Origin of the sequence: Paracraurococcus ruber, assembly GCF_004353985.1 — a bacterium.
Lineage (GTDB): Bacteria > Pseudomonadota > Alphaproteobacteria > Acetobacterales > Acetobacteraceae > Paracraurococcus > Paracraurococcus ruber.
On the sequence record NZ_SMOA01000006.1, the window covers coordinates 63,496 to 80,582 of the forward strand.

The 17,087-nt window shown below is 75.1% G+C and carries 11 protein-coding genes; 1 reads left to right on the forward strand and 10 read right to left on the reverse strand.

Features of this window, described 5'->3' with window-relative positions:
• Positions 1-5 precede the first annotated feature (5 nt).
• The 10 genes from E2C05_RS03090 to E2C05_RS03135 all read right to left on the reverse strand — a co-directional run bounded on the left by E2C05_RS03090 (position 6) and on the right by E2C05_RS03135 (position 11,049).
• Positions 6-755 (reverse strand): PIG-L deacetylase family protein, encoded by a 750-nt coding sequence (locus tag E2C05_RS03090; protein WP_192912407.1) that lies wholly within the window; start codon positions 753-755, stop codon positions 6-8.
• Positions 755-1,996, reverse strand: coding sequence for a glycosyltransferase family 4 protein (locus E2C05_RS03095; RefSeq protein ID WP_133218130.1), 1,242 nt, complete (start codon positions 1,994-1,996; stop codon positions 755-757). Before E2C05_RS03095 ends, E2C05_RS03090 begins: the two co-directional genes overlap by 1 nt.
• A gap of 81 nt (positions 1,997-2,077) precedes the next feature.
• Entirely contained in the window at positions 2,078-2,992 is a 915-nt protein-coding gene (locus E2C05_RS03100; protein ID WP_133218131.1) for a sugar phosphate isomerase/epimerase family protein, read from the reverse strand.
• Positions 2,989-4,458, reverse strand: coding sequence for a YcaO-like family protein (locus tag E2C05_RS03105; RefSeq protein WP_133218132.1), 1,470 nt, complete (start codon positions 4,456-4,458; stop codon positions 2,989-2,991). Before E2C05_RS03105 ends, E2C05_RS03100 begins: the two co-directional genes overlap by 4 nt.
• Complete coding sequence (locus E2C05_RS03110; protein ID WP_133218133.1) at positions 4,455-5,303, reverse strand: MBL fold metallo-hydrolase; 849 nt, start codon at positions 5,301-5,303, stop codon at positions 4,455-4,457. Before E2C05_RS03110 ends, E2C05_RS03105 begins: the two co-directional genes overlap by 4 nt.
• Positions 5,294-6,343 carry a Gfo/Idh/MocA family protein gene (locus tag E2C05_RS03115; RefSeq protein ID WP_133218134.1) on the reverse strand — a complete coding sequence of 350 codons (1,050 nt, stop codon included), beginning with the start codon at positions 6,341-6,343 and terminating at the stop codon, positions 5,294-5,296. Before E2C05_RS03115 ends, E2C05_RS03110 begins: the two co-directional genes overlap by 10 nt.
• A gap of 2 nt (positions 6,344-6,345) precedes the next feature.
• Entirely contained in the window at positions 6,346-7,440 is a 1,095-nt protein-coding gene (locus tag E2C05_RS03120) for a class I SAM-dependent methyltransferase (RefSeq protein WP_192912408.1), read from the reverse strand.
• Positions 7,437-8,381, reverse strand: a complete 945-nt coding sequence (locus E2C05_RS03125; RefSeq protein WP_133218135.1) for an HD domain-containing protein — start codon at positions 8,379-8,381, stop codon at positions 7,437-7,439. The genes E2C05_RS03120 and E2C05_RS03125 overlap by 4 nt, the downstream gene beginning before the upstream one ends.
• Positions 8,378-9,589, reverse strand: coding sequence for an inositol-3-phosphate synthase (locus tag E2C05_RS03130; protein ID WP_133218136.1), 1,212 nt, complete (start codon positions 9,587-9,589; stop codon positions 8,378-8,380). Before E2C05_RS03130 ends, E2C05_RS03125 begins: the two co-directional genes overlap by 4 nt.
• A 125-nt stretch (positions 9,590-9,714) precedes the next feature.
• Complete coding sequence (locus E2C05_RS03135) at positions 9,715-11,049, reverse strand: MFS transporter (protein WP_133218137.1); 1,335 nt, start codon at positions 11,047-11,049, stop codon at positions 9,715-9,717.
• 219 nt (positions 11,050-11,268) lie between these two features.
• Between E2C05_RS03135 and E2C05_RS03140 the strand changes: the two genes are divergently transcribed.
• A complete protein-coding gene (locus E2C05_RS03140; RefSeq protein WP_133218138.1) occupies positions 11,269-17,043 on the forward strand; it encodes a PAS domain-containing protein in 5,775 nt (1,924 codons plus the stop codon).
• Positions 17,044-17,087: the final 44 nt, after the last annotated feature.

Genomic DNA, 17,087 nt, shown 5'->3' on the forward strand with positions numbered 1-17,087 from the left:
GCTTGTCATGCCGCCGCCGGCCAGGTGGCGGGCAGCGGGGCGCGGCCCGCCATGCGGAAGCGCTCGACCGGCCCGGCTTCGGCGAGGGCGCGCGCCAGCCCCTCCGCCCCGCCGAACTGGAACCCGAGCTGAGAGCGGTAGGCGGCGCAGGCGGCAAGGCGCCCCGCCGCGTCGCCTTCCACCGCGCAATCCGGCAGCGCCTGCATCCGCGCGGCGAAGGGCCGGGCGGGATGGCTGTGCGGCTTCAGCGAATAGGGGAAATCTGTCCACCACAGCACCGGCAGGTCCGGCGGCAGCACCGAATCCAGCGCGCGGACGAGCTGGACATGGTCCACATGCCCGCCCACGGCCTGCGGCGCCAGCAGCAGGTCGGGCGCCGGGTGCAGCAGCGGTGCCAACAGCTGGGCGAGCGGCGCGACGACGCCATCCGCGAGGAGCGGCGGCGCGAACAGCGCCCGCGCATCGGGGTAGCCGCGATGCGGCGCCTCCGGCAGGTCGAGCCAGAGCGGCCGGACGCCGAGCGCGGCGCAGGCTGCCGCATCCTCCGCCCGGCGCAGCGCCATGTAGTCCACCGACGCGTCCAGCCCCTTGTCCAGCTGGCAGGCCAGGGCGAAGCCGCCGGGATCGGTCACGCTGCGGGTGAAGACGGTGCACAGCGTCACCGTCCAGCCATGCGCGGCCAGCCGCGCCAGCGTGCCGCCGCAGGAGAAGGCGGCATCGTCGAGATGCGGCGAGAGGGCGAGCGCGCGCGGCATCAGAGGAGATGCGGCTGCGCCCGGAAGCGGCAGGACGGGTCTTGCGGCAGCACGGGGTCGAAGCCGGTGCGCGGCGCCTCGCCATGCACGCGGGCATAGACATCCATGATTTGCCGCCCGACGGCGTCCCAGGAATAGGTGCGGCGGCATTCCTCCAGCGCCGCGGCGGCCAGGCGGCGGCGGAGCGACGCGTCCTCGATGATGCGGCGGAGCGCCTGCGCCAGGGCCGGAATGTCGCCCGGCTGGACCAGCAGCCCGTTCTCCTCGTTCCGCAGGCAATCGACCACGCCGACGGCGTAGCAGGCGACGCTGGGCAGGCCGCTGGCCATGGCTTCGAGGATGGTGTTGGAGAAGCCCTCGGCATAGGTCGGGCTGACGAAGACATCGGCCTCCCGGTACAGGGGCGGCGCGGCGGCATAGTCGGCATAGCCGCTGAAGCGCACGGGCACGCCCAGCTCGGCGGCCAGGGCCTGGGTCGAATCATGGTCCGGGCCGATGCCGGAGACGGTGGCGGCGAAGGGCACGCCCTGGTCCTGCAGGATCTTCAGCGCGTGCATCATGTCCAGCGAGCCTTTCCGCCGGTCCACGCGACCATGGTAGAGCAGCCGCACCGGATCGGCGGCATGCCCGGGCCGATGGCCGGGTGCCGGATGGAAGCGCGTGGTGTCGACCGCGCCCGGGACGATGGTGAAGATGTCCCGCGACACGCCGAGCCGCTCGACGACCTCGCTGGCGAAGCTCTCGCAGCCGATCAGCAGCGCATTGGCGTTGTTCAGCACGTTCAGCATGCCGATGCGGTGCGTCTCGCAGCAGGAGCCGACCCAGTGGCCGTCGCCGCCCTGGATGGAAACGACGGTGGGGATGCCGATCTGCCGCGCCGCCAGCAGCACCGCCCAGCCATTCGGGTAGCCGTACTGCGCATGCAGGACGTCGAAGGGCTGCTTCCGGTGCTCGGCGAGGATCACCTCCACCATGTCCTGCACGTCGCGCTCGAAATCGGCGCCGCCCGGCTCGGCGAAGGCTTCCTCGCCCAGCGATTGCCGGCCGATGACGGTGACGCCGGGCACAGGCGGCGGCGGGCCGCCGCCATAGACGCGGGTGCCGGTCGGGTCGCCGCGATACTGGCTGACCATGGTCACGTCATGCCCGGCGGCGACCAGCTGGCGCAGCAGGTTCACCGCATAGACGCTCATCCCGCTGATCGCCGGGAAGAAGCGGCGGGAGCAGAACAGGATCCTCATGCCCGTGCCTCCGAAGGCCGGCCGCGGCCGCCGGTCGCATGGCCCCCGCGCGACGCCGCGGGCCTGTGGCCCGCCATTCCGTTATGCATTGCGGTCCTCCCTGCACCGCAGCAGCCAGTCCAGCGACTGCGGGATCATCCTGTCGGCGCGGTGGCTCTCCCGCGACAGCTCGACGCAGACCAGGCGCGTGAAGCCGATGCCTTCCAGCGCGTCGAGGCAGGCGGGGATGTCCATGTCGCCCTCGCCGAAGGGGAGATGGGTGTGGTCGCCGCGGCGCATGTCCTCGATCGCCACCGTGCCGAGGCTGCCGGCGAATTCGCGCACCGCATCGGGCGGCGCGCGTTCCTGCGTCACCAGGCAATGGCCGAGGTCGAGCGCCAGCATCAGGGCCGGGCACTGCGCCCGCAGCAGCGCCCAGTCGTCCAGCGTCTCCAGCAGCATGCCCGGCTCCGGCTCCAGCGCCGCCGTGACGCCGCGCGCCTGGGCGTGTTCCAGCACCTGCGTCACGCCCTGCAGCAGCCATTCGCCGGCCTCGCCGCGGTCCACCCCAGGCAGGGGCACGCCGGCCCAGAAGGACACCGCCTCGGCGCCCAGGATGCCGCCGATGTCGATGGCGCGGCGCAGGAATTCCACCCGCCGCGCCCGGCCCTCGGCATTCGGCGTCAGCAGCGTGGGCTCGTGCTTGCGCCGGGGGTCGAGCAGGAAGCGTGCCCCGGTCTCGATCACGCAGCCGAGGTTGCGGGCGTGCAGGTCGCGCGCCAGCGCCTCCGTGCGCTGCACCCAGCCCTCCTCCATCGGGTCGAGGTGATGGTGGTCGAGCGTCAGCGCCACGCCGTCATAGCCGGCGATGCCGATCAGCGCGACGGCATCCGCCAGCCGGTGGTTGGCCGCGCCATTGGTGTTGTAGGCGAAGCGCAGCCCGCCATTCGGCCGCGGCGCCGGGTCCTCCGGGGCAAGCTGGGCCGCCGGTTCCGGCACCTGCTCCGTCGCGCTCATGCCGCGCGGCGCCGGCGGTGCAGCTGGGCGGCGAAGGGCCCGCTTTCCCGGTACAGCGGATAGAGCGTGCCGACGATGCGATCCGCCTCCGCTGCGTCAAACCAGGCCGGGCCGCCGCAGAGCGCCTCATCCCCCGGGCGCAGGCGGACGCGGCGGGCGCCGTCCCGCGGCGCGTCGAGGATCAGCCGGTCGCCGCGCGCCCGCAGCCGCCGCACGCCGCGCCAGCCGATGCGGTGGTAGCTCATCGTCTCGCTCTCCAGGCCGGGGACGATGGTCTTCACCACCTTCACCGGCCCCTGCGCGGGGGAGCAATCGACGATGATCGGCTCGAGCCCTTCCGCCGCCAGGCGCTCCGTCAGCAGGGCAAGGCGCGCCCGGCTGTCGGCGATGGAGGCGGCCGGGACGGTCGGCAGGTCGGAGAACCTCACCCGCCGCCGCTCGGAGAAGACGCTGCCGGCCAGGCGCCGCCGCAGCTCCGCCGCATCCTGGCCCACCCATTCGGCCATGGAGTCGAGGGCACGGTTCTCCTCGTCCTCGATCATCGCCACGTCCATCTGGCGTTCCACATAGTCCCGCGGCAGGGCCGCGGTGACGGTGTCGATCGGGCCATGCGTCGCCGCCTTGCGGGACCGGCTGCCGCAGAACTCCACCAGCGCCTTGCGCAGGGACCGCGCGCGGTCCGGATGCGCCGCCTCGCCGCAGCTCGTCACCTGGATCGGCACGGTCGGCGTGCCGCGGTCGTCGCCCACGACGTACAGGTTGGGGATGCCGAAATCCGTGCAGGCCAGCTTGATGCGGACATCGATGCCGAGGCCGCGCAGGCGGTCGAGCAGCGCTGCGACCTCGGGCTCCTCGACCGCATCGGGCTCCACCGCCACGCCCTGGTCCAGCGCACGATAGGTGACGACGTTGCCGTCGCGCTGCAGCAGCTCCATCAGCCCATGCGCGATGGCATGCGGCAGGTCGAAGCCGGCGCCGAGCCCGTTGGTGATGGGCATGATCAGCCGCGCCTTCTCCTCCCCCAGCTGGTAGGGATAGGCGGCGACCCATTCGCGCGGGACGAGGATGGGCTCGCCCGACAGGCGCTGGCCCCAGACCCAGGTCAGCGGCATGTCGTCGGACCAGGGGCTGCCCGCGGGCAGGCAGAGCGTCAGCGGGTCCACCACCGCCCGGGCGCCGTGCCGCCGCACCAGCTCGGCATAGGAGCCGAGGATGCGCTCGGCCCGCCGCACCCAGGCATGGACATGCACCTCCTCGCACAGCTCGCCGAGGGCGCCGACCTCGCCCTCGATGGGCTCGAAGCCGTAGCCGTAGCCGATGGTGGCGGGCTCGTCCGGCAGGATCAGGTTGGCCTGCACCACGGGGATGCCGATGCGGTCCAGCTGGTCGATGCGGAAGACCGAGACATGGCCCTTGGCGGGCATCGAGTCGCGGAAGGCCTTGGCGACCTCGTGCAGGTCGGTCATCGGGTCGCACTCCTGCGCAATTCGCTCATCGGGATGTGCCGCACGCCGGGCGGGCCGCGCAGCTGGTCGTCCAGCACCGCCAGCGCGATGTCGCGCGTGACGCCAGGCGCGTGCTCGAAGGGCGTGCAGACCGTGTCGAAGTCCAGCGCCTCGATCACCGCGCGGTAGCGGCGGATCTCCGCCGGGGTCAGCGGGATGGACTTGTGGAAGGCCTTGTGGGTGGAGACCGCGAGGCTGTTGCCGGCCGCGTCCTGGTCCACCTTGAAGGCGTCGCCGCAGAACAGGATCCTCCGACCCTCGTCGTGCAGCACGGCCTGGCCTTCGTAGTGGCCGCCCACATGGTGGAGGGTGAGCCCCGGCCGCAATTCCAGCGCCTCGTCATAGGGCCAGGTGACGCGGAAGGCCTTGGTCAGCCAGAGATCTTCCTTCTGGATGGCGAGGACCTCGGGCTCGAACATGTCCTGCAGCTGCCACAGCGCGCCGTAGCCATGCACATGCGACGCCGCGAGATAGCGGATGCCGCCGAGCCGCTCGATCTCGGCCAGCATCTCGTCCGTGTAGAAGGGCGCCGCCTCGAAGGCGATGTTGCCCTCCGGGTGCAGCAGCAGCCAGCCGGTGCCGTTCAGCCCGTAGCCCGGCGCGATGGAGAACGCGACCATGTCGCGGTCCAGCCGGCGCCAGCGTCCCTCGCGGATGCCGGCCCGCACCTCGGCCGGCTGCAGGAAGCGCCAGCCATCCGCCGGCAGGTCGTTGCGCGTATCGGTGCAGACCGGGCAGTCCGGCGGCGCGGCGAAATAGCGCTGCCAATGACCGCAATTGGCACAGGACCAGGGCGTCAGCGGCATCCCGCGTCTCCGTCGGCTCGCGCGGGCAGGCGCGTCGCGCCATAGGCGTGCGCCAGCAGCCGCATCGTGTGGATGTCGCGCTCCAGGCAGAAGAGCTGCGCCGGTTCCTGGCCGCGCAGCCAGCGGGCGAAGGCGGCCATCTGCCGCGCGAAGGGGCTGGCGCCGGCATCGGGCACCGGCAGCGGCGTCCGCAGTCCCAGCCTGCCGTCGATCCGCGTGACCGTGCCGCCCGCGCTCTGGCCCATGGTGCGTTCGGCCAGGAACTGGCCGGTGGTGCCCAGCACCTCCAGCCGCCGCCGCGGCAGGGCTTCCGGGCAATTGTAGGCGACATGGATCTGCACCAGCACGCCGGACGCCGTGCGGCCGATCAGCAGCGCGCCGTCATCCACGGCATAGTCCTGCACGCGCCGCTGCGTCAGCGCGGCGATGTCGACCACCGGCTCGCCCAGCAGGTGGTCCACCAGGTCGAGGCCGTGCGGCGCCAGGTCCATCAGGGCGCCGCCGCCGGCCCGCGCCGGATCGGCCCGCCAATTGTCCCGCGCCCAGTTGGCATCCACCCAGCAGGCATAGGCGATGCGCACCGCGGTCACGGTGCCGATGGCGCCGCCGGCGATGGCGTCGCGCATCGCGCCATGCGCGGGATGGTGGCGCTGGTCGAAGGCGGTGCCGTAGGGGATGCCGGCGCGGCGCACCGCCGCCGCCATGGCCTCCGCCTCGTCCAGGCTCGCCGCCATCGGCTTCTCGCACAGCACCGGCTTGCCGGACCCCGCCGCCGCCTCCACCGCCGCGCGGTGCAGGTGATTGGGCGTGGCGACATAGACCGCCTGCACCTCCGGGTCGGCCAGCAGCGCGCGCATGTCGGCCTGCCCGCGGGCGCCCAACGCCGCGGCGTGGCGGCGCGCGCCGGAATCCGGATCGGCCACCGCCACCAGCCGGCCGCCGGCCGCCAGCAGCCCGGGCACGGCATAGTCCCGCGCCACCCAGCCGAAGCCGATGACGCCCCAGCCCAGCGACGCGGTGGTGGAAAGCGCGTCCAGCATCCTCACCAACGCTCCGGCAGGTCGAGCAATTCGCGCCGCCGCGCCGCCACTTCCGTCGCGGCATCCAGCACCGCGCGGTCCGGCGCCGCGGCGCATGGCGGATAGGTGGCGCGGGCGCCGTATTCGCGGCCGTAGCGCTCGGACGGCCAGGCGATGCGGCCTTCGGCGTCGTAGAGCGGGTTGCGGCGCAGCAGCGTGCCCGGCGGCGGCAGGGCCAGCAGCCCGGCGACAGGGTGCGCCGGCGCCAGGCCCGGGCCGGCCACCGCCGCGAAGGCCTCGGCGCTGCGCAGCGCCGCCGGCGTGGCCGGGCGGGGCGCATCGCCATCGGCCAGCGCGCGGGTCAGGTCCGCATCGTCGTACAGCACGGCATCCGGCAGCAGCGCCGCCATCTCCGTCGCGGTCAGCGCACTGCCGGCGGAGAAATTCGGCCAGTCCCGGTTATGCACATGGCTGATCGCCAGCAGCCCGCCCAGCCCGCGCAGCCGCGCCAGGATCTTCCGCTTCGGCTCCAGGAAGTAGAAGGCATCGTGGCAGGCCACCAGGTCGAAGGGGCCCAGGGCAGGCCAGTCCTGCGCCGCATCCAGGCAGAGCAGCGTCGCCTCCGGGCAGACCCAGTGCCGCGCCACCCACAGCTTGGCGAAGACCACGTCGCTGCCGGTGACGGCGACGTCGCGCCGCGCCAGTTCCCGCAGATGGTGGCCGATGCCGCAGGCCAGCTCGAAGGCGCTGCGGGGCGCGGTCCAATGCGCCTCCACCAGCGCGAGGCCCGCCAGGAAGGTCGGGTCCGACCAGCGATGCGCGAAATAGTCGGCGACCGGGCCCCAGGCCAGCAGCGCCATCGCCTCGCGCAGGCTCAGCCGCGCCTGCCCGCGCACCAGGGCGCGCAGCGCGTCCGGCGTGGCGGTCGGGCCGCGCCACCAGTCGTCCTGGTCGGCCAGCAGCAGCACCAGCGCGCCCTCGCGGTCGCCGGCATCGAGCCGGGCCAGGGCCTCGCCCGCCAGCGCATCCCGCCCGGCGCGCAGGAAGGGGATGCCGTCCGGCGCCGGCCAGCGGCGGCCGGCGGCGTCGCGCAGCGAATGCGGCGTGTCGGGAGTCACGCCGCCACGCCCCCGCGCGCCTCCAATGGCGCGCGCGTCAAGCCCATGCGGGCCAGCACCGCATCCTGGAAGGGCTTGGTGGGGCCGGCATGCACCAGCTCCATCTCCCGCAGCACATAGTCCATGCTGGTGCCGGCGGCGCGCAGGTGGTGCTCCACCTGTAGCACGCGGTCCAGCGTGTCGGCGGCGTGGAAGGCGCGGCCTTCCGGCGTCGCGGCATCCGGGATGATGCGCAGCGCCGTCTGCACGCGGTCGCGCGGGATGGCCGGCAATTCCTCCAGCGCCAGGGCGGTGGCGCGGGCGAAGGCGGGAGCCAGCCAGTCGCCCAGCAGCACCTCCCCCGCGAAGCCGCTGTCGGCCAGCAGGGCGTTGTGCAGGTGGTGCGCCAGGCCGGCGAGGAAGACAGTCTCCGCCCGCGCCTCCCAGGCCGGGGCGAACAGCGCGCCGATCACCGCGACCAGCGCGCAATGCTCGGCATGGCTCTCTGGCGGTTCCAGCACCAGGCGGCCGCGGCCGGGTGCGGTGGCGCCGGCCCGTGGCTGCGCCGCCAGCCGCGCGACGAAGCCGGGCGGCGCGCCGGATGCGGCCTCGCCGCCCTCGCCGGCCAGCCAGGCGCGGGTCGCCATGTCCAGGGGCTCGCAGGCCTCCTCCAGGGCGGCGCCGCGGATGCGCCCGACCTCCTGGGACGGAATGCCGGCCTGCTCCAGGGAGGCCGCATCCAGGTCGCCCAGGCGGGTGGCGATCAGCGCCTCCCGCACCGTCCGCCGCGCCACGGCCTCCACCGCCTCGCCGGCCGCGGCCTGCGCCCAGGCCTGGGCGAAGAGCCGGTCGGCGATGGAGCCCTGCCGCCCGGCCGAGCGCACCCGCTTCAGGTCGCCGAGCGCGCGGCAGAGCGGCAGCAGCGCCGCCGGCGCGCGCTGGCCGTCCGCGGCTGCGCTCATTCCGCCGCGGCGGCCGGCGCCGGCACGCCCAGCCAGTCCTGCAGCATGCGTTCCTGGGTGTGGAAGGCATGCTCCGGCGCGCGGCCATTCGCGGTCATCGGCGCCTTGAAGAACAGCGACAGCTGCTCCTGCGGCCCGCCTTCCCCGCGCTGCTTCGCCAAGTCCAGCACCCGCGCGATCTCGAGCGCGAGCGGCGCCGCGAGGATGCTGTCCTTGCAGAGGAAGTTGACCTTGATCTGCATCCGGTGGCCGAGGAAGCCGGAGACGTCGATGTTGTCCCAGGCTTCCTTGTCGTCGCCGCGCGGCCGGTAGTAGCGGATGTCGACGATATGGTCCTCGACCCGGTAGCCGAGGATGCTGTCCAGCACGCTGCCCTTGGTGCCGAGCTTGGACTTCAGGCTGTCCGGGTCCTCCAGCGCCTGGCCGTCGCGGTTGCCCAGGATGTTGGTGCTGAACCAGCCATCCACGTGCAGCGACCGGGCGCGCAGCGCCGGCGCCAGCACGGTCTTCATCAGGGTCTGGCCGGTCTTGCCGTCCTTCCCCGCCACCGGCACGCCGCGCTGCCGCGCCATCTCGGCCAGCGCCGGCGCGTCGGCGGCGACGGAAGGCGTGAAATTGCCATAGGCCACGCCCGCCTCGATCGCCGCCGCGGCATAGAGCATGGCCGGGCCGATCGAGAGGTCGTTCTCCGCCACCGCGCGGGCGAAGGCCTCGGGCGTGCGCAGCGCCGGGCTGTCGGCCGGCGTGCGCTCGGTGGAGGCGAGGTTGATCATGACGACGTCGTCGACGTCGTTCGCCGCCTTGAAGCGCATCAGGTCGTCGATGATGGCATCGATCGCGGCGCGGTGGCCCTTGGCCTCGCGCGCGTTGGCACCTTCGATCCGGCGGCAGAAGGCGCTGCTGGCGACCGCCGGCCAGGGGCGGATGGCGGCCAGCGCCGGCGCCGTCTCGTCCAGCTGGTTGTCGTTCAGCACGCGGTGCTCGGCCGCGGCCTCGGCCAGGCTCTGGCCGTTCAGGTCCCAGCCGCCGAACACCAGATCCTCATAGGCGCACAGGCCGGGGACGGAGACGCCGGCCAGCGGCAGCCCATCCATCCGGTTGGTCCCGCGCCTCAGGATCTCCACGCCTGCCGCCGCGGTGGTCGCCACCGCACCGCCAAGGCCGACCACGGCCACGCCGACCCGGCGTCGCTTCGCAGCTGCTGGCATCTCACTCCCACCGTCACTGTCTGAAGCAGGCAGGTCATGGCGGATGGGGAATCCGCCAGGGGCGATCCGCATCACGTGTTCCGGAGAGCTTACGGCGAACAAGCCCGGTTGCCGAAAGGAAATGCTCAATCTGCCATGGCTGCCGAACGGTTTCCGGCCGATTCGGAACGTGATCCGGCACCGCGGAACAGCCTTTCCGGCTTCGCGGCGACCGTGGCGCAGGCGGCGAAGACCGCGGCGGCGGCCAGCGCCGCCTGCCATGGCGGCAGCACCGCGCCGATTGGGCCGGATGCCGCGGCGCCGAGCGAGCTGCCGAGATTGAGCGAAGCCATGAACAGCGCGAAGCGGGATGCGGCGGCGACGCCGCGGCTGCTGCGCATCACCGCCGGCGCCAGCGCGACGAAGGCCAGGGCCGGCATCATGCCGGTGAGGCCGAGCGCCAGCGCCGAGGGCCAGCCGGATGGCGGCCCCTGCAGCAGCAGCGCGCTGCCGGCATAGGCGACCGCGCAGAGCCCGAGCAGCAGGGCGAGCGCCCGGTAGGGGCCGATGCGGTCGGACCACCAGCCGATCGCCAGCGCCCCGGCGGTGCCGCCCAGCACCGCCAGGGCGCCCTGCAGGCGGGACAGCGCCGCCGGATCCCAGCCGCCCTCTTGGATCATCGCCACGGCCAGCCGCACCCCGAAGGCCGAGGTGGCGAATTCCTCGGCGACGCAGAGGCCGATCAGCGCCAGCGCCTCCCGCCGCCGCATCGCGGCGAAGAGCCGCCAGAGCAGGCGGCGCAGCGGCACGCGGGCCTCCCCCGGGTCCGCCGGGCGGTGTCGGAGCGACAGGATGTCGTCCCCCGGTGCCTCCCGCACCAGCAGCACCGGCAGGGTGGCCAGGGCGCCCAGCGCCAGCAGCAGCAGGGCGGCGGCGGGCAGGCCCAGCGCCGGGATGGCCCAGGCGAAGGCCGCCGCCCCCAGCGCCATGCCGCCGACGAAGCCCATGCGGGTCAGGGCGGTGGCGCGGCCCAGTTCGCCGGGCGGCGTGCGGTCGATGATCATGGCATCCATGGCCGTGTCGGCCAGGGCGGCGCAGGCGGAATGCAGCATCAGGATGCCGCCGAGCCAGGGCAGCGCGGCCAGGCCATCCCCGGCGAGCGGCAGCAGCGCCAGGCAGGCCAGCGCCCCGGCCAAGGCGAGGATCAGCCAGGCGCGCCGCCGGCCCATGGCGAACTGCCCGTTGCCGTCCACCACCGGCCCCCAGAGCGGCTGCAGCGCCCAGGGCAGGCCGATCATCGCGCTCATCCCGCCGATGACGGCCGCCGGCGCGCCCAGGGCGGCGGCATGGTTGGGCAGGGCGGTCAGGCCGAAGCCCGCCGCCAGCCCCTGATAGGCATAGGTCGCAATGATGACGCGATGCCGCCAGCCGGCCATGGTGAAGGCCCGCGCCGCGGCGCGGGCCAGATCCTCAGCCGCCATCGGCCATCCCCCGGTCGAGAGGGCTGCAACGCCGCGGCCCGGGGCGCCGGCTGCAATTCGCGCCGCGATCGTTGCCCAGCCTCATAGTTAGGGTTGCGACAGGATCGTGCCCGGCTAGTGTATCGTCCCTGGCCTATGGCCCCGGTGGCGTGTGGCGGTATGGTAGTCGAGACTGATCAAGGCCCGTCGCGCATCGCCGCCATCTCCCCCGGACGGCCTGTGTCCTCATCCCGGCCGTGGCGGGCGACCCTGCGCACGCGCGTCACCGGCCTCGTCCTCGTCATCGCGCTGCCCCTGCTGGCGCTGGCCGCCGGCGCGGTCTGGCAGCAGCATCGGGCGGAGCGGGCCCGGGCGGAGGAGGCGCTGGTCGGCCGCGCGCATGCCCTCGCCCTTCTGCTGGACCGCGAATTCGCGGCCGCCGAGCAGGCCCTGCTCGCCCTGTCGGGCTCGGCCGCGCTGGCGCGCGGCGACCTGCCGGGCTTCTGGGCGGAGATGGGGGCGGCCGCGGCGGCGATCGGGGCGCGGGCGATCAACCTCGTCGGCCCGGGCGGCGGGGTCGGCCTCAGCACCGCCTGGCCGCCCGAGGATGCCCGCGCGCCGGCCGCGGCCGGCCCGGCGCGGGACGCGGTGGCGACCGGCCGCACCGTGATCGGCGACCTGTTCCTCAGCCCGAGCGCGGGGGCGGCGGCGGTGGGGGTGGCGGTGCCGCTCGTCCTGCCCGGGCCGGCGGGGCCGTCGCGCCATGCCCTCGGCCTCGTCCTGTCGCGGGACCGGCTGCTGGCCGCGCTGGGCGACCAGCGCCTGCCCGCCGAAGCCCGGGCGCTGGTGCTGGACCGCGCCCGCCGCATCGTTGCGACGCGGCCGGACGATGCGGCGCTGGTCGGCGGCGCGCCCTCCGCCGCCCTGGCCGCGGCGCTGGCGGCCGGGACCGGCCTGGTCCGCGTCCCGCTGGCGCCGGGGGAACCGGCGATGGTCGTCGCGCATGCCCTGGCGCCGGCCAGCGGCTACCAGGTGGCGATCGGCCTGCCGCCGGCGGTGTTCAACGCCCCGCTGCATGCTGCGCTGCGGACCACGGCCCTGGTCGGGCTCGGCCTGCTGGCCGCCAGCCTCGGCTTCGGCGCCATGGCCGCCGGCAGCCTGGCGCGGGCGCTGCGGCGGCTGGGCGAGCCGGGCCCCGCCCCGGCGCCGCCGGCGCTGCGCGAATTGGGGGAACTGGCCGACAGCCTGGCGCGCCAGGCGGCCGAGCGGGAGCGGGCGGTGGCCGAGTTGCGGGCTCTGTTCGACGGCAGCCCGGTCGGCCTCATACGGGGCGACGCCGGCGGCCGGGTGGTCGATGCCAACGACGCCTTCCTCCGCATCGTCGGCATGACCCGCGCCGACCTGGCGGCCGGGCGCGTCCGCTGGGACGACCTGACGCCGCCGGAATGGATCGGCCGGGACGAGGCGGCGATCGCCGAGGCGGTGCGCGGCGGCGCCTGCGCCCCCTACCAGAAGGAATATCTCCGCCCCGACGGCAGCCGGGTGCCGGTGCTGCTCTTCTTCGCCCTGCTCGACCGCGCCCAGGGCGCGATCGCCGCCTTCGTCATCGATCTCTCGGACTGGGCGGCGACCGAGGCAGCGCTGGCCCGGCTGCACGAGCAGATGCGGCTGGCGATAGGCGCCGCGGGAATGTTCTTCTGGGACTGGAACCTGCTGACCGACACGGTCGAGTGGTCGGACGGGCTGGAGGCGGCCTGCGGCCTGCCGCCGGGCGGCTTCGGCGGCTCGATCGCCGCCTTCCGCGCCCTGGTGCACCCCGAGGACCTGCCGCGGGTGGAAGCGGCGCTGGGCCGCGCCGTGGCCGGGCTTGCCCCCTACGACATCGAATTCCGCATGCGGCGCGCCGATGGCGGGCTCCGCTGGGTGGCGGCGCGCGGCACGGTCCTGCGCGACGGCACCGGCCGGCCCATGCGCATGATCGGCATCGATTTCGACGTCACCGACCGCCGGGCGGCGGCGGCGGCGCTGGAAGACAGCGAGGCATCGCTCCGCCGCGTCGTCGCGGCAAGCGGGCTGGCGACCTACGACGTGACCACCGGCCCGGCGGGGACGCAGGCGCGGGTGTCCGGCGCCTTCCGTCGCCTGTGGGGCCTGGCGGAGGATGCGGCGGTGGATTTTGCCGCGGTGCTGGCGCGCGTCCACCCGCAGGACCGGCCCGGGTTCGAGGCCGACCATGCCCGGCTGGCGCGGCAGGGCGGGCGGTTCGAGGCCGAGTTCCGCGTGCTGCTGCCGGAGGGCGGCCTGCGCTGGCTGCGGTCGAGCGGCGAGGGCTGGCCCGCCGCGGGCGACCTGCCGTCCCGCCTCGCCGGCGTCGTCATGGACATCACCGCCCTGAAGGCGGCGGAGGCGGCGGCGGCGTCCGGCCAGGCGCGGCTGGCCGCGCTGATCGAGGCGCTGCCGGTCGCCGTCGCGGTCGTCGAGGGGCCGGAGGGCCGGTTCGTGCTGGAGAACGCGGCCAATCGCGGCAGCTTTTCCCCGGCCGGGCGCACCCTGGCGGAGGATGCGGCGCGGGCGCCGCGCCTCGATGCGGAAGGCCGGCCGATCCCGCTGGAGGACCTGCCGCTCGCCCGGGCGCTCTGGCGGGGGGAGGTGGTGCGGGGCCTGCCGCTGCGCCGGATCACCGGCCCGGACGGGCCGCTGCGCGACCTTTCGGTCAGCGCCGCGCCGGTGCGGGATGCCGCGGGACGGGTGACCGGGGCGGTGGCGGCCTTCCTCGACCTGACCGAGGAGCGGGCCGCGGCGCGCGCCGAGGCGGAGGGGGCCGCGACCCTGCGCGCGCTGTACGAGAGCGCGGCGCAGATGATGGGCACGGTGGAGCTGCGGCCCGACGGGGACGTCCTCCACCTCTACGACAACCCGGCGACCTGCCGCTTCTTCGCCGTGCCGGAGGGCAGCACGGCGGGCTGCGGCGCCCGGGCGCTGGGGGCGCCCGAGACGGTCGTGGCCGCCTGGCGCGCGCATTGCGAGGCGGCCGCGGCGCAGGACGCGCCGGTGGCCTTCGAGCAGGCCTATCCGGCGCCGGCGGCCGCCGCGCCGCCCCGCCTGCTCGCCATCACGGTCGCGCCGATCGGGACCGGGCCGGAGGGATGGCCGCGCTTCTCCTACCTGGCGGAGGACGTCACGCAGGCGCGGGACGCGGCGGCGGCGCTGCGGCGGAGCGAGGAGACGCTGCGCGACCTGGTGGCGACGCTCGACCTCGGCGCCTTCATGGTCCGCGACTTCGACGGCACCATCCGCCGCTGGTCGGCGGGCTGCGAGCAGCTCTACGGCTATGGCGCGGCGGAGGCGGTCGGGCGCATCTCGCACGCGCTGCTGCGCACGGAATTCCCCGCGGGCCTCGCGGCGGTGGAGGCGGCGCTGCGCGAGACCGGCGCCTGGACCGGCGAGCTGCGCCACCGCGCCAGGGATGGCAGCCCGGTGGTGGTCGCCGCCAGCAAGGCGCTGCGCCCCGGCACCGGCGGCCGGCCGGACGCGGTGCTCGAGGTGGTCCACGACCTGACGGCGCAGCGCGCGGCGGAGGCGGCGCTGCGCGACGCCCTGGCGGAGCTGGAGGCGGTCTATGCCGCGGCGCCGATCGGGCTTTGCGTGCTGGACCGCGACCTGCGCTTCCGCCGCATCAACGAGAGGCTGGCCGAGATCAACGGCCTGCCGGCGGCGGCGCATCTCGGCCGGACGGTGCGGGAAGTGCTGCCCGACCTGGCGCCGCAGGCCGAGCCGGTGCTGCGCGGCGTGCTGGAGACCGGCGAGCCGGTGATCGACCTGGAGCTGACGGGGGAGACGCCGGCCCGGCCGGGCGAGCGGCGGATCTGGCGGGAAAGCTGGTTCCCGCTGCGCGACGTGGCCGGGGCGGTGACCGGCGTCGGCGTGGTGGCGCAGGAGGTGACCGAGCGGCACCAGGCCGAGGCGGCGTTGGCCGAGAGCGAGGCGCGCTTCCGCGGCTTGGCGGAGGCGATGCCGGCCATCGTCTTCATGGCCGATCCCGAAGGCACGGTGACCTGGCTGAACGCCGTGGCCGCCGAGTTCACCGGCCTGCCGCCGGCCGAGCTGCTGGGCGAGGGCTGGACCGGCGCGATCCATCCGGAGGACCGCGAGGAGACCGTCCGGGCCTGGGTCGCCTCGGTCGCCACCGGCAGCGGCTACGAGGCCGAGTTCCGGCTGCGCCGGCATGATGGCGCCTGGCGCTGGCACCTCTCCCGCGCGGCGGTGGAGCGCGACGCGGAAGGGCGGGTGCTGCGGCGGATCGGCGCCGCCGTGGACATCGACGACCTGCGCCGGGCCGAGGCGGCGCTGGCCGAGAGCGAGGGGCGGCTGCGCCTGGCGCTCGACGCCGCCGAACTGGGCACCTGGTCCTGGGACCCGGCGACCGGGGCGGAGGATGCCTCGGCGCGCTGCCGCGACCTGTACGGGGTGCAGGCCGGGGAGCGCTTCGACCGCCACCGCCTGCTGGCCGCCCTGCTGCCCGAGGATGTGCCGGCGACCCGCGCGGCGCTGGACCGCGTGCTGGCCGCCGGCGCGGATTGCGACCTGGAACACCGGGTGGCCGATCCGCATGGCGGCGAGCCGCGCTGGCTGCGGCTGCGCTGCCGTGCCTTCGGCCCGCCGGGGCGGCTGCACGGGCTGCGCAGCGTGGTGGCCGACATCACCGCGCAGAAGCGGGCGGAGGCGGCGCTGCGCGAGGACCGCGAGCGGCTGGAGGCACGGGTCGCCGAGCGGACCCGCGCCCTCAGCCTCGCCGCCGCCGAGCTGTCGGCCGAGATGCAGCGGCGGGAGCAGGCGCAATCGGCCCTGCTGCAGGCGCAGAAGCTGGAGGCGCTGGGGCAGCTCACCAGCGGCATCGCGCATGACTTCAACAACGTCCTCGCCGCCGTCATGGGCACGCTGCGGCTGGTGGAGCGGCGGGCGCCCGGCAACGAGGCCGTCGCCGGCCTGGTCCGCAACGGCCTGGGCGCGGCGGAGCGGGCGGCGGCGCTGATCCGCCAGCTGCTGGCCTTCGCCCGGCGGGAGGACCTGGCGCCCGCGCCGCTCGACCCCGCGGCGCTGCTGGAGGGGGCGGAGCCGTTGCTGCGCCAGGCGCTGGGCGCCGGCATCCGGCTGGAGCTGGTCGCCGAGCCTGAGGCCTGGCCGGTGCTCGGCGATCCGCACCGGCTGGAGGTGGCGCTGCTGAACCTGGCGGTGAATGCCCGCGATGCGATGGGTGGCCGCGGCACGTTGCGCATCGCCGCCGCCAAACACGCGGCCGGCGCGGAGCGGCCGCCGGGACTCGATCCCGGGGCGGACTACGTGGTGCTGTCGGTCGAGGATAGCGGCCCGGGCATGCCGCCCGAGGTGCTGGCCCGCGCCGCCGAGCCCTTCTTCACCACCAAGCCGCGCGGCCAGGGCACCGGCCTGGGCCTGGCGATGGTGCAGAGCCTGGCGCACCAGTCCGGCGGCGCGATGGTGCTGGACAGCCGCCCGGGGGAGGGCACGCGGGTGGCGCTGTGGCTGCCGCGCACCGATGCCCGGCCGGAAGCGGCGGAACCGGCGCCCCTGGCCGAGGCGGAGGCCGGGCTGCATGGCGATGCCCGCATCCTGGTGGTGGACGACGACGACGCGGTGCGGCTGGTGACCGCGGCGCAGCTGCGGGAACTGGGCTACGAGGTGCTGGAGGCGAACAGCGCCGGCACCGGCCTGGTCCAGGCCCTGGCGGCGGACCCGCTCGACCTCGTCATCTGCGACGTGCGGATGCCGGGGGAGGATGGGCCGAGCTTCGCCGCCCGGCTGCGGGCGGAGCGGCCGGGCCTGCCCGTCCTGTTCGTCACCGGCTATCCCGACCACCCCGGCCTGCTGGGGGAGGCCGTGCTGACCAAGCCCTTCGGCCCGGCCCAGCTCGGCCGCATGGTGCTGACCCGCCTGGGGCAGCAGCGGCCGGGCACGGGCCGCCGGCCTGCCGGCCAGGGGCTGCGGCCGGACGCTTGAGGGCGCCGCGCCGCGGGCCGGGCGGCTCGGCCGGCGGCTGCCCC